The organism is Rhizobiaceae bacterium (genome assembly GCA_023953845.1).
In the GTDB taxonomy this organism is placed as follows: Bacteria; Pseudomonadota; Alphaproteobacteria; order Rhizobiales; family Rhizobiaceae; genus Arvimicrobium.
The window spans coordinates 745,808-759,489 of record JAMLJC010000002.1; the positions used below are offsets into that span (position 1 = coordinate 745,808).

At 63.8% G+C, this 13,682-nt stretch carries 12 protein-coding genes; 10 read left to right on the top strand and 2 right to left on the bottom strand.

All coding sequences use genetic code 11. The features are described 5' to 3' along the window. Positions 1–25 precede the first annotated feature (25 nt). The 10 genes from frr to lpxB all read left to right on the top strand — a co-directional run bounded on the left by frr (position 26) and on the right by lpxB (position 10,480). Positions 26–586: a ribosome recycling factor gene (gene frr / locus M9955_25575; protein ID MCO5085017.1), complete on the top strand. Its 561-nt coding sequence runs from the start codon at positions 26–28 to the stop codon at positions 584–586. Between the two features lie 39 nt (positions 587–625). Next, a complete protein-coding gene (locus tag M9955_25580) occupies positions 626–1,345 on the top strand; it encodes an isoprenyl transferase (protein ID MCO5085018.1) in 720 nt (239 codons plus the stop codon). Continuing rightward, positions 1,342–2,187, top strand: coding sequence for a phosphatidate cytidylyltransferase (locus M9955_25585; protein ID MCO5085019.1), 846 nt, complete (start codon positions 1,342–1,344; stop codon positions 2,185–2,187). Before M9955_25580 ends, M9955_25585 begins: the two co-directional genes overlap by 4 nt. Positions 2,188–2,299: 112 nt before the next feature. Further along, positions 2,300–3,439 (top strand): RIP metalloprotease RseP, encoded by a 1,140-nt coding sequence (gene rseP / locus M9955_25590; GenBank protein ID MCO5085020.1) that lies wholly within the window; start codon positions 2,300–2,302, stop codon positions 3,437–3,439. A 218-nt stretch (positions 3,440–3,657) separates the two neighbouring features. Continuing rightward, a complete protein-coding gene (gene bamA, locus M9955_25595) occupies positions 3,658–6,024 on the top strand; it encodes an outer membrane protein assembly factor BamA (protein MCO5085021.1) in 2,367 nt (788 codons plus the stop codon). 49 nt (positions 6,025–6,073) lie between these two features. Next, complete coding sequence (gene lpxD / locus M9955_25600) at positions 6,074–7,132, top strand: UDP-3-O-(3-hydroxymyristoyl)glucosamine N-acyltransferase (protein MCO5085022.1); 1,059 nt, start codon at positions 6,074–6,076, stop codon at positions 7,130–7,132. After that, entirely contained in the window at positions 7,125–7,607 is a 483-nt protein-coding gene (gene fabZ / locus M9955_25605) for a 3-hydroxyacyl-ACP dehydratase FabZ (protein MCO5085023.1), read from the top strand. The genes lpxD and fabZ overlap by 8 nt, the downstream gene beginning before the upstream one ends. After that, positions 7,604–8,437 carry an acyl-ACP--UDP-N-acetylglucosamine O-acyltransferase gene (gene lpxA, locus M9955_25610; protein ID MCO5085024.1) on the top strand — a complete coding sequence of 278 codons (834 nt, stop codon included), beginning with the start codon at positions 7,604–7,606 and terminating at the stop codon, positions 8,435–8,437. The genes fabZ and lpxA overlap by 4 nt, the downstream gene beginning before the upstream one ends. After that, positions 8,424–9,314, top strand: a complete 891-nt coding sequence (gene lpxI / locus M9955_25615; GenBank protein MCO5085025.1) for a UDP-2,3-diacylglucosamine diphosphatase LpxI — start codon at positions 8,424–8,426, stop codon at positions 9,312–9,314. The genes lpxA and lpxI overlap by 14 nt, the downstream gene beginning before the upstream one ends. Then, positions 9,311–10,480 (top strand): lipid-A-disaccharide synthase, encoded by a 1,170-nt coding sequence (gene lpxB, locus M9955_25620; GenBank protein ID MCO5085026.1) that lies wholly within the window; start codon positions 9,311–9,313, stop codon positions 10,478–10,480. The genes lpxI and lpxB overlap by 4 nt, the downstream gene beginning before the upstream one ends. Positions 10,481–10,513: 33 nt before the next feature. On the opposite strand, the gene gltA is transcribed toward lpxB, so the two are convergent. Both gltA and gltX read right to left on the bottom strand, forming a co-directional pair. Then, positions 10,514–11,803, bottom strand: coding sequence for a citrate synthase (gltA, locus tag M9955_25625; GenBank protein ID MCO5085027.1), 1,290 nt, complete (start codon positions 11,801–11,803; stop codon positions 10,514–10,516). A gap of 177 nt (positions 11,804–11,980) precedes the next feature. Beyond that, positions 11,981–13,405: a glutamate--tRNA ligase gene (gene gltX, locus M9955_25630; GenBank protein MCO5085028.1), complete on the bottom strand. Its 1,425-nt coding sequence runs from the start codon at positions 13,403–13,405 to the stop codon at positions 11,981–11,983. Positions 13,406–13,682 lie beyond the last annotated feature (277 nt).

Consider the following 13,682-nt stretch of genomic DNA (forward strand, 5'->3'; position numbering starts at 1 on the left):
GGCCTCGTCGATAAAGGAGAACAAGATGCCGGATGGGGCGGATTTCAAGGATTTGCAGCGGCGCATGGACGGCGCCATCAGCGCCTTCAAGCATGACATTGCGTCGCTGCGCACGGGCCGCGCATCGAGCAACCTGCTCGATGCGGTTCAGGTGCAGGCCTATGGTACCAGCATGCCGATCAACCAGGTCGCGAACGTCTCGGTGCCGGAGCCGCGCATGATCTCGGTGTCCGTATGGGACAAGAGCATGGTCGGCGCTGTTGACCGTGCGATCCGCGAGGCCAATCTCGGCTTCAATCCGATCATGGACGGAACGACGCTGCGCATCCCGCTGCCGGAGCTCAACGAGCAGCGCCGCAAGGAGCTGGTCAAGATCGCCCACGGCTATGCCGAGAACGCCCGTGTCGCCATCCGCCACGTTCGTCGCGACGGCATGGAGCACCTCAAGAAGTCGGAGAAGGACGGCGCCATCAGCCAGGACGATCATCGCGTCCAGCAGGATCGCGTGCAGAAGATGACGGACGAGACCATTCAGATGGTCGACAGTCTGCTTTCGGAAAAAGAAGCTGAGATCATGCACGTTTAGGCCGCATTTTGTGGCCTGCCGTCCGGTTGAAGGGCAGGGATGACCATACCCGCTCATATAGCGATCATCATGGACGGCAACGGACGCTGGGCGAAGGCGCGCGGCCTGCCGCGTCTTGCCGGTCATCGGGCCGGCGTCGAGGCGCTGCGCCGCACGGTGCGCGCCGTTGGCGACGCCGGGATTAGCTGGCTCACCGTCTACGCCTTCTCGTCGGAAAACTGGTCGCGGCCGAAATCGGAAGTCAGCGACCTGATGGGTCTCCTGAAGATCTATATCCGCCGCGATCTGGCGGAGCTTCATCAGAGCGGCGTCCGAGTCCACGTCATCGGCGACCGCGAGGGACTGGCGCCCGACATCCGCGCGCTGCTGACAGAGGCCGAAATGCTGACGGCCGGCAATCGCGCGCTCAATCTCGTCATCGCGTTCAACTATGGCGGTCGCGACGAGATCGCGCGCGCTGCGCAGAAGCTCGTGCGGGCCGTCCAGGCGGGCGCGGTGGCGCCGTCGGATATTTCGGAGGCGGTGTTCGCGCGCTATCTGGATACGGCGGAAATGCCTGATCCCGATCTCGTCGTCCGCACCAGCGGCGAGATCCGGCTTTCCAATTTCCTGCCATGGCAGGCGGCCTACAGCGAACTCGTCTTCCTTCCGTGCTATTGGCCGGATTTCGGCAAGGCCGATCTCGACGAGGCGCTGAGGATCTATGCCTCCCGCGAGCGCCGCTTCGGCGGCGTGACCGCACAAGGCGTGGCGTCGTGAGCGGTTCCGCCCCTGCCGGGCGTCAACTCAGCAATCTTCAGTTGCGCGTCATCTCTTCCATCGGTCTCGCCGCTGTCGTGCTCGCGCTCACCTGGTATGGCGGCATCGCCTTCAGGCTGCTTGCCGCGCTGATCGCGCTTGCGATCCTTTACGAATGGTCGCAGATGTCCATGAGGCCGGGCGGCGGCGCCATCAGGGTTGCCGCCTTCGCGATGCTCGCCATCGCGATGCTGGCGATGCTAGCCGGATACTCCGCCGAGATCGTGATCATCGCGCTGGTGGCCGCCGCCGCTCTCGTCTTTGCCTTCGGCAAGGCGACGGGACAGGGGGGCGAAACCGCGCTGAGCCTTGCCTATGCCGGCGCTTCGGGGTTGTCGCTCGCGTTCCTCCGGGGGGCGGATACCAACGGCCTGATCGCGATCCTCTTCCTTTTCGCCGTCGTGTGGGCAACGGACATCCTTGCCTATTTCGTCGGTCGTGCGGTCGGCGGGCCAAAGCTTGCGCCTGCCATATCCCCCGGCAAGACGTGGAGCGGTGCGATCGGCGGCGCAGCCGGCGGCGTGCTCGGCGGCCTTGCCGTCGCTCTCGCGGCGGGGCTTGGCAACCTCCCGCTCCTCGCGCTCGTCGCCCTTCTGCTGTCTGTCGTTTCGCAAATCGGCGACCTTTTCGAGTCCGGCGTAAAGCGACGTCATGGCGCGAAGGACTCCGGCACCGTCATTCCCGGCCATGGCGGCGTGATGGACCGGGTCGACGGGCTTGTCGCGGCGGCGTTTGCTCTGTACGTCATCGGGGCGGCAACCGGCGGCCTCGACAATCCGATTCACGCGCTGTTCACCAGATAGCGCGCAGATGCGGATTGGGTGCCGCGCGGGCGCCGCTTGAATCAAGCCACGGATTCGCCGCCATTGCGCCGTCACCTGTCACGAATCCTTGCCAGAAGCTGAGTGTGCCAATTTGAGCGACATCTTCTCCGCTATCTTCAGCACCGAAGGCTTGCTGATCGGCACCATCATCCCTTTCCTCTTCGTCCTGACGGTCGTCGTCTTCGTGCACGAGATGGGCCACTATCTCGTCGGGCGCTGGTGCGGCATCGGCGTCACCGCATTCTCCATCGGCTTCGGCCCGGAACTTCTTGGCTTCAATGATCGGCATGGCACGCGCTGGAAGCTGTGCGCCATTCCGCTGGGGGGCTATGTGAAGTTCGTCGGAGACATGAGCGTCACCAGCAGTCCCGGCGGCGATACCTCCGATCTCCTGACCGAGGCCGAGCGCCGGAAGGCATTTCATGTCCAGCCGGTCTGGAAGCGCGCCGCCACGGTGGTCGCCGGGCCGCTCTTCAACTTCCTGCTAACCATCGCCGTGTTCGCGGTGCTGTTCTCGATCTACGGCAAGACGATCATGCAGCCCGTTGTCGCCGAGGTTCGTCCGGACAGTCCGGCTGCGGCGGCCGGCTTCACGCCGGGCGATCGATTCGTCTCGGTGGACGGCAATGTGGTCGAGACCTTCGCCGACCTGCAGCGCTTCGTGCAGGGCAGGGCGGGGGACGAACTGGTCTTCGTGGTCCTGCGCGACGGCCAGGAAGTCACGCTAAAGGCCGTGCCGGAGTTGATGGAGCAGGAAGACGCGCTCGGCAACAAGGTGAAGGTTGCCGCCATCGGCGTCATCAACAACAGGGAACTGGGCGAACCGCGGCTAATCACCTACACGCCCGCCGGCGCTTTCGTGGAAGCCGTCAGGGAAACCGGCCATGTGGTCGAACGAACCGGTCAATTTCTGAAACGCTTCGTCGTGGGCCGTGAAGACCGCTGCCAGCTTGGCGGGCCGGTGAAGATCGCGGACATGGCGGGGCGCGCGGCGAAGCTCGGTTTCGAGTGGCTGGTGCAACTTGTCGCACTGCTTTCGGTGGGCATAGGCATATTGAATCTGTTGCCGATTCCCCCTCTGGACGGGGGCCATCTGGCTTTCTATGCGGCCGAGGCGGTGATGCGGCGTCCTGTCTCCGAGCGCTTCATGGATGCGCTCTACAGGACCGGTATGTTCCTAGTTCTCGGCTTCATGGTCTTCGTCTTCTGGAACGATCTGTTCGGCTGCTGAAAGGTCAGGGAATTCCGTCACATGGCTCTGGTTGTTGAGGCTTCGTTTACCATGAGCCGGGTTTGGCGTGACGAGAAAGCCACGCCGGAACCCTTAGTAAATTCAAATTAACCAGAAGCCTTGCGTGTAGGGAAAATCCGGCTATTACGGTAGCGTGAAGACCGAGACGTCCGGATTTCTCGCCGTGGGGACTTCGAGAAAAAAGGTTTAGATGCCCGATGAAGGCAACGAAGAGTTTCATGGGGGCCGTGTCGGCGCTCGCTTTAACCGCAGGCCTTGCCTTGCAAGGTGCGGTGGCGATCCAGTTGGCCACCCTGACCGAAGCGCAGGCTGCGGTCATAAGCCGGATCGAGGTTCGGGGGAATCAGCGCGTCGACGCTGAGACCGTCCGCAGCTATGTCGGCATCGCGCCCGGCCGTTCCTTCTCCAATGACGACATCGACGAGGCGGTGAAGCGGCTTTTCGCCACCGGCCTGTTTTCCGATGTGCGCGTCAACCAGGTCGGCTCGACGCTGGTCGTCGAGGTGAGCGAGCTTTCCGTCGTGAATCAGGTGCTCTTCCAGGGCAACAAGAAGATCAAGGACGCTGCTCTCGCCAGCCAGGTCCAGTTGAAGCCGCGCGGCGCCTTTTCCACTGCGACGATGGAGGCCGATGCCGAGACGATTCGGCAGGCTTATTCCCGTATCGGACGTGACGATGCGACGGTTACGCCGCAGGTCGTCGACCTCGGCGACAACCGCGTCAACGTCGTTTTCCAGATCAACGAAGGCGACCGTACCAAGATCGCCGCGATAAATTTCGTGGGCAACAGCGCGTTCCGCGACGGGCGTCTGGCCGACGTGATCTCGACCAAGCGCTCGACCTTCCTCTCGTTGCTGACGCGCGACGATATTTATGACGAGGATCGTCTGCGCGCGGACGAGGAAGCGCTTCGCCGCTTCTATTACAATCGCGGCTATGCGGACTTCCAGGTCCTGTCGGCAGTCGGCGATCTCAATCCGACGACGAACGATTACACGATCACCATCACGGTCGAGGAAGGTGAGCGCTATACGTTCGGCGACGTGAGCGTCGAGAGCACCATTCCTGGCGTCGAGAACGATGCATTCAATTCGCTGATCGAGACGCATCCGGGCGACGTGTACAGCGCCAAGAATGTCGAGGACACCATTGTCGCGATCACCGAGCGTCTGGCGGGGATGGGTTATGCCTTCGCGCAGGTGACGCCGCGCGGTGACCGTAACTACGAGAACCGCACGATCTCAGTCGTTTATACGATCGATCAGGGCGCCCGCACCTATGTCGAGCGCATCGAAATCCGCGGCAACACCCGCACGCGCGATTACGTCATCCGCCGCGAGTTCGACATTTCCGAAGGCGACGCCTTCAATCAGGTTCTGATCCAGCGTGCGAAGCGCCGGCTCGAGGCTCTGGATTTCTTCCAGTCGGTGGAGATTTCCACGGCTCCCGGCTCGGAGCCGGATCAGGTCATTCTGATCGTCGACGTCATGGACAAGTCGACGGGCGAGTTCTCCGTCGGCGGCGGCTACAGCACCGGCGGCGAAACGTCGGGCGCCACGGTCGAGGGCTCGATCGTCGAGCGCAACTTTCTCGGGCGCGGCCAGTTCATCCGCCTCGCGGCTGGTGGCGGGCGCAATTCTCGCGACTATGCCATCTCCTTCACGGAGCCTTATTTCCTCGGCCGCCGCATTGCTGCCGGCTTCGACATCTATCGCCAGACGCGCGACTTCGATGACTACAAGCGCGAGCTGAACGGCGCCACGGTCCGCTTCGGCCTCCCGATCACCGAGGCCCTGTCGACGCAGATCGCCTACAATTTCACGCAGGAAAAATACAAGTTCACGGACGATTGCGACGTGAACGAAAATGGCGTGATCGATGCGGGCGAATGCGACATCAGCACCGCGATCATCAACGCCGTCGAGGACAGCCCGTGGGTGAAGTCGTCGATCAGTAACACCTTCACCTACAACACGATCGATGACATGAAGAATCCGCGCCAGGGTCTCTATGCGACCTTCGGCACGGAATTCGCTGGCATCGGCGGCGACGCCAACTTCTTCAAGGTCACCGGCCGGGCGACCTATTATCGCACGCTGAGCGAGGAGATGGATATCGTCGCCTTGCTCGTCGCGGGCGCCGGCCATGTCGAACCGATCGGCGACGACGGTCTCAGGACCTTCGATCTCTTCCAGAGCAGCGACCGCATCATTCGCGGTTTCGAGTATGGAGGCATTGGTCCCGTCGACGCGCTCACGGGCGATCACCTCGGCGGCAAGACCTACTTCAATGTCAGCGCGGAAGCACAGTTCCCGATGCCGGGCATCCCGCAGAGCCTCGGCCTGCGCGGCGCGGTCTTCGCGGACGCGGCGACGCTCTTCGGCAACGACATCGAGGATGCGCCTGTTACCAATACCAAGATGGACTGGCGTGCTTCCGTTGGTGCCAGCGTGATCTGGTCGTCGCCGTTCGGGCCGCTGCGCTTCGACTACGCGGTGCCGGTCGCCAAACTCGACACCGACGACGAGCAGAACTTCAATTTCTCGATCAGCAACAAGTTCTAGCGCGGTTGTATGGTTTCCGGGGCCTTGCGCCCCGGAGCGCAAGGTTGGCATGACGGATCCCGTTTTCTTTGTGGCGGCGCGGCGGTTCACTGCCGCGGAGATCGCCATGCTGACGGGCGCTTCGCTGCTCACGCCTCAGCATGGCAATGCCGAGATCGGGTTCGTATCCTCTCTTGCCGAAGGTGGCAGGGGCGCTCTCGTGTTCGCCGATTCCAAACGCCGGCCGGCCGATGTCGCGGCGTTGGCGGCTTCCGCGATCCTCTGTTCGCAGGAACTCGCTCCCGCGATTCCGGAGGGCATCGCCGTTCTCGCGACGAAACACCCGCAGGCCGCCTTCGCCCAGGTCGGCCGGTTGCTGTTTCCGGACGCCGCATTCCCGGCTTCCATAACCGGTGAGACCGGTGTTTCCGCGCGAGCGCATATCGACCCGACCGCCCTTGTCGAAGCTGGTGCCGTGATCGAAGCCGGAGCCGTGATCGGTCCAGGAGCCGCCGTCGGCTCCGGGACGGTGATCGCGGCGAATGTCGTGGTCGGGCGGAATTGCCAGATCGGCCGCGATTGCTTTGTCGGCCCGAACGCCTCGATCCAGTACGCCTTGGTCGGCAACCGGGTCATCATTCATGGCGGCGTGCGTCTGGGGCAGGACGGCTTCGGCTATGTGCCCGGCCGGAACGGACCGGAGAAGGTGCCGCAGATCGGTCGGGTCATCATTCAGGACAATGTCGAAATCGGCGCGAACTCGACGATTGATCGAGGCGCGCTTGACGACACCGTGATCGGTGAGGGCACGAAGATCGACAATCTGGTGCAGATCGGCCACAACTGCCGTATCGGACGTGGCTGCATCATCGCCGGGCATTGCGGTCTGTCGGGTTCGGTGACACTGGGCGATTTCGCCATGCTAGGCGGCCGGGTCGGCGTTGCCGATCATGTGACTATCGGCGCCGGTGCTCAGGTGGCCGGCGCCTCGGGCGTGATCAGCGACATGCCTGCCGGCGCGCGTTGGGCGGGATATCCGGCGCAGCCGGTCAAGGCGCATTTCCGCGAGATCGCCATGCTGCGGTCGCTCGCGAAGTCGAAGAGGAAGAAGGAAGAGACCGATGGCTGAGGGCGGAGCGTCCGTGCTCGAATCAGCGGATATCATGCGCTTGCTGCGGCTTTTGCCGCATCGCTATCCATTCCTCCTCGTCGATCGCATCGTTGACATCGACAGCGACAATTCGGCTGTCGGCATCAAGAATGTTACTGTGAACGAACCGCATTTCCAGGGCCATTTCCCGGAACAGCCTGTCATGCCGGGTGTGCTCATCATCGAGGCCATGGCGCAGACGGCGGGCGCGATCTGCCTGCTCTCCACCGGCGGCAACATGCCGTCGCTCGTCTATTTCCTCACCATTGACAATGCGAAGTTCCGCAAGCCCGTCGTGCCGGGTGATCGCGTGGAACTGCATGTGAGGAGGCTGAAGAAGCGTGGCAACATATGGCGCTTCCAGTGCGAGGCGCTTGTCGACGGTGCGAAGGTGGCGGAAGCTGAAATCTCCGCGATGATGACGCCCAGGTCGGCGGATCAGGCGGCAGAATGACGACCGGCGTGGCCATACATCCTACCGCCATCGTCGATCGTGGCGCGCGGCTCGGCGCGAATGTGCGCATCGGCCCGTTTTGCGTTGTGGGTGCCGACGCGGTCCTCGGCGACAATGTCGAATTGCTGAACCACGTCACCATCATGGGCGCCACCACGCTGGGAGAGGGGTGCAAGGTGTTCCCCCAGGCCGTGCTCGGCGCGCCGCCCCAGAATACCAAGCACAAGGGCGGCAAGACCACGCTTTCCATCGGCCGCAACACGACGATCCGCGAAGGTGTGACGATGCACACCGGCACCGACACCAGCCACGGCGCGACCGTCGTGGGAGAGAACGGCAATTTTCTCGCCTATACGCACATCGCGCATGATTGCATCGTCGGCAACAACGTCACTTTTGCGAACGCCGCGACGCTGGGCGGCCATGTCGAGGTCGGCGACAACGTCATCATTGGCGGCCTCACCGCCGTGCATCAATTTGTGCGCATCGGCGACAATGCCTTCATCGGCGGCGCATGCGGCATCGCCGGGGATGTCATCCCGTTCGGCATGGCGGAGGGCAACCGTGCCCATCTGCGCGGCTTCAACATCATCGGCATGAAGCGCGCCGGCATTCCGCGCTCCGAAATCTACACGTTGCGCGCAGCCTATCGCGTATTGTTCGACGAAGCCCACCCGGTCAGCGAAAACGTCGAGCGTGTGCGCGTCGAGTTTTCCGGTTCGCCGACCGTCATGAAGATCGTCGATTTCATCACCAGTCGCGGCAAGCGCCACTTCTGCGTGCCGCCGCGCGGCAAAGGCCGCGATCCCGGCGACGATGACGACGTCTAGGCCTGCAGCCGGTATAGATCTCGCACCGACCGACCGCGTCGCGGTCATTGCCGGGAGTGGCCGCCTTCCGGTCAATGTCGCCGAAAGCCTGCGGTGGTATGGCCACGCCCCCTTTGTCGTCCTGATCGACGGCGAGGCGGATGCGCATGCCGGTCTCGACAGTTTCGACCACCAGCGGATGACGCTGGAAGAGGCTGGCGCCCTGCGCGGTCTTCTCAAGCGAAAGCGCGTGACGCATGTCGTTCTCGCGGGCGGTATCGGCCGCCGGCCGAATATCGGCTCCTACAGGATCAATCTCGGCCTGCTTGCGGCGCTGCCGCGCCTCGCGCGCGCCCTGAAGCGCGGCGACAACGGCATGCTGAAGCTGCTGATCGCCCATATCGAGGCAGCCGGCATGAAGGTTGTGGGCGCGCACGAAATCGTGCCGGACCTGCTCGCGCCGGAGGGCGCAATCACGCAGGCCGAGCCGGAAGCGGGCGACTGGCGCGATCTGGAGGCCGCGCGCAAGGCTGCGCTAACGATCGGGGCGCTGGATGTCGGGCAGGCGGCGGTGTCGATCAATGGCCGTGTGATCGCTCTGGAAGGCATCGAGGGTACGGATGGGCTGCTTGCGCGCACGAAGGAGTTGCGCGGGCATGGCCGCATCGCCAACCTCAAGCGTGGCGTCATCGTCAAATGCGCCAAGCCCGATCAGGAGTTGCGCGCGGATCTGCCGGCGATCGGGCCGGCGACGGTGGACGGCGCCCATGCCGCCGGTCTTGCTGGCATCGGCGTCGAGGCCGGCCGGTCGCTGATCCTCGATTGGGGCAAGGTGGTCGAGCGCGCGGATGCGCTTGGCCTGTTCGTCGTCGGCCTGCCGCCAGAGCCGCGGCCATGAGCGCCGCGCGCCCGCTCAGAATTGCGGTTGTTGCCGGCGAGGAGTCCGGTGATCTTCTCGGTGCCGACATCATCCGGGCGTTGCGCGCAGACGGCTGTGACGTCGAACTGCGTGGCGTCGGTGGCCGCCACCTCGAGGAACTTGGGCTGAAGAGTCTCTTCGACGCGCAGGAGGTGGCCCTCATGGGCCTCAGCGCGATCGTCCGTGACCTGCCGCGCCTGTTGCGCCGCATTTCGCAGACGGCGCGCGAGATCGCGGCGTGGAAGCCGGATTGTCTGATCACCATCGACAGCCCGGAATTTTCCTTGCGCGTGGCGAAAAAAGTGAGGGCGGCTGCGCCGGGTATTCCCATCGTGCACTATGTCTGCCCGAGCGTATGGGCGTGGAGGCCCGGGCGCGCGCCTGCGATGCGCGCCTACGTCGATCACATCCTGTGCGTGCTGCCCTTCGAGGTTGAAGTACTCGACCGACTTGGCGGCCCGCCCGGCACCTATGTCGGCCACCGGCTGACGCATGAGCCGGGCGTACTCCGCGCGGCGACACGGCAAGCGGAGAAGAAGGATCTTTCGCCCGACAGGGAGAAAACACTGCTTGTGCTGCCCGGATCGCGCCGCAGCGAAGTATCGGGGCTGATCGGTTTCTTCGGCGATGCGGTTGCATCGCTGCGTCGCCGCGGCCATCGGCTGAAGGTATTGCTTCCGACCGTTCCTCATGTCTTGCAGGCCGTGGGCGCCGCGACGGCGGATTGGGAAGTCAAGCCGGAGATCACCGTCGACCCGGAAGGGAAATGGGAGGCGTTCGGTCAAGCCGACGCTGCCATGATCGCCTCCGGCACGGTGTCGTTGGAACTCGCGCTCTGCGGCGTGCCTATGTATTCCTGCTATTCGATCGACCCGCTGGGCAAGCTGCTGGTGCGCATGCTCACGACCTGGTCGGCGCTGTTGCCCAACATCATCGCCGACCGGCCGGTCGTGACGGAGGTTTACACGCCCTATATCCGCGCCGAGACGATCGTGCGCCACATGGAAGCGCTGTTCGGCGACACAGAACTCCGCGCCTGGCAAAAGGCTGGCTTCGCCGAAGTCGCCCGTCGCATGGCGACCGAGCGACCGTCCGGCGAGATCGCGGCTGGGGTGGTCAGGAAGATGATTGGCAGTGAACGGTGAGCAATGATCGGCTCACTGCTCACTGTGTTCCGGTCACCGCTTCGCGATCGGCACGTAATCCCGCTCCGGCGACCCGGTATAGAGCTGCCGCGGGCGGCCGATCTTCTGATGCGGGTCTTCGATCATTTCCTTCCACTGCGCGATCCAGCCGACTGTGCGCGCGACGGCAAACAGCACGGTGAACATGGTGGTCGGGAAGCCGAGTGCCTTCAGCGTGATGCCGGAATAGAAGTCGACATTCGGATAGAGCTTCTTCTCGATGAAGTAATCGTCCGTCAGCGCGATCTTCTCAAGTTCCATGGCGATGTCGAGCAGCGGATCGTCCTTGATCCCGAGCTCGCCCAGCACCTCATGGCAGGTCTTGTGCATGATCTTGGCGCGCGGATCGTAATTCTTGTAGACGCGATGGCCGAAGCCCATCAGGCGGAACGGATCGTTCTTGTCCTTGGCGCGGGCGATATACTCGGGAATGTGATCGACCGAGCCGATCTCGGCGAGCATGTTGAGGGCGGCCTCGTTGGCGCCGCCATGCGCCGGCCCCCACAGGCATGCGATGCCGGCGGCGATGCAGGCGAACGGATTGGCGCCGGACGAGCCGGCGAGACGCACGGTCGAGGTCGAGGCGTTCTGCTCATGGTCGGCGTGCAGGATGAAGATCCGCTCCATCGCGCGCGCCAGCACCGGGTTCACCTTGTATTCCTCGCACGGCACGGCGAAGCACATATGCAGGAAGTTGGCGGCGTAGCCGAGTTCGTTCTTCGGATAAACGAAGGGCTGGCCGATATGGTACTTGTAGGCCATCGCCGCGATGGTCGGCATCTTGGCGATCAGCCGCATTGAGGCGACCATGCGCTGGTACGGGTCGGAGATGTCGGTCGAGTCGTGATAGAAGGCCGACAGCGCGCCGACCACGCCGCACATCACGGCCATGGGATGCGCGTCGCGGCGGAAGCCTGTGAAGAAGCGCGACATCTGCTCGTGCACCATGGTGTGGCGCGTCACGCGATAGTCGAAATCCTCCTTCTGCGCCTTGGTCGGCAGTTCGCCGTAGAGCAGCAGATAGCAGACCTCGAGGAAGTCGCCGTGCTCGGCGAGCTGGTCGATCGGATAGCCGCGATGCAGCAGCACGCCGGCGTCGCCGTCGATATAGGTGATGCCGGACTCGCAGGAGGCGGTCGACGTGAAGCCGGGATCGTAGGTGAAAGCTCCCGTTTCCCTGTAAAGCGGCGCGATGTCGAGCACATCCGGCCCAACCGTCCCATGTCGAACCTTCAGTTCAAGGGTCTTGCCGCCAAATTCGAGTTTTGCCGATGAATTGGTCATGAAAGCTCCTTGAAATGCGTCCCTCGCGAGAACCTGCGAAATCGCCGGTGGAGGGAAAAAGCGATGGAAGGCGGCTTGTGCTAACGCATTTCCAAAAGCGTGCCAAGTTCACCTAATGGCGCAATGTCGCATCGCAGCAAACGGGACTCAACAAGGATTTGCGACAGGAGCACTGTCCTAATCGATTTTGTCGTGAATCCTTGCGAGGCTCTCCTCCCGGCCAAGCACGGCCAGAACATCGAACACGCCGGGCGAAGTGCTTCTGCCGGTCAGCGCGGCGCGCAGCGGTTGGGCGACGGCGCCGAGCTTCAACCCCTTTTCGGTCGCGAAAGCGCGGATCGCCTCTTCCGCGGCGGCGGCGCTCCAAGGCGCCCGGACGCCGCTCAGCGCCTCATGAGTGCCTGCCAGGATGGCGCGGCCTTCCACGGTGAGCAGCGCAGCCGCCTTCTCGTCCAATGCCAGCGGCCGCTCGGCGAACAGAAAGCCCGCGCCGTCGGCCAGTTCGACCAGCGTCTTCGCGCGTTCCTTGAGGCCGGGCATGGCGGCGAGCAGTTGAGCCTTGCGTTCGTCCGTCATCCGGCTGGTCAACTCCTCGCCGTTCGGCAGATAGGGCAGCGTGGCCAGGAAGACATCGAGCAATTCGTCGCTGCCCATGTTGCGCATGTAGACGCCGTTCAGCGCTTCGAGCTTCTGGAAGTCGAAACGCGCCGCGCCCTTGTTGATGTCCTCGATCTCGAACCAGCGGATCATGTCGTCGAGACTCATCACCTCGTCGTCGCCGTGGCTCCAGCCGAGCCGCACGAGATAGTTGCGCAGCGCGGCGGGGAGATAGCCCATGGCGCGATAGGCCTCGACACCCAGCGCGCCATGGCGCTTGGAAAGCTTTGCTCCGTCGGCGCCGTGGATCAGCGGGATATGCGCCATCACCGGCACGTCCCAGCCCATGGCGTTGTAGATCACGGTCTGGCGTGCGGCGTTGGTCAGGTGGTCGTCGCCGCGGATGATGTGCGTGACGCCCATATCGTGGTCGTCGACGACGACGGCATGCATGTAGGTCGGCGTGCCGTCGGAGCGCAGAATGATGAAATCGTCGAGATCCTTGTTCGGAAAGCGCACGTCGCCCTGCACGCGGTCGCGCACGATCGTCTCGCCTTCCTGAGGCGCCTTGATGCGGATGACCGGCTTGACGCCAGCCGGCGCCTCCGAAGGGTCGCGATCGCGCCAGCGGCCGTCATAGCGCGGCGGCCGCCCTTCCGCGCGCGCCTTCTCGCGCATCTCCTCCAGTTCTTCCGGCGACTCGTATGCGTAATAGGCCTGTCCCCGGCGCACGAGTTCCTCGGCCACTTCACGATGCCGCGGGGCACGCTCGAACTGCGAGATCGGCTCGCCGTCCCAGTGGAGGCCGAGCCAGGTGAGCCCGTCGAGGATGGCGGCGGTGGCCGCATCGGTCGAGCGCTCGCGATCCGTGTCCTCGATGCGCAGCAGCATCTTGCCACCTGTGTGGCGGGCATAGAGCCAGTTGAACAGCGCCGTACGTCCCCCGCCGATATGCAGGTAGCCGGTCGGGGAGGGCGCGAAACGCGTGACGACTGTGTCGGACATCAAAGCTCTCGAACGCCGGTGGGAACACCGGAAAATGTAGGATTTCACGCAATTGCGCGCGGCTGGCGTCCATGTAGCATAGGCGGCTTGAGGTGCAAGGGGCGGCTCCGCCGGGGCCGAGGCAGGGACGCCGCGAAGCAGTGAATTCATCGTCGGTCGATCTGGCGGAGCGACGCTTCCTCGAGGCTGCCTCGGACATCGCCGACGCGCCGGGCTTCGCGCGTCCGCCCGCACCGCCGCGGAATGCAGGCGACGCTTTGTCGGCTCCCGCGACAAA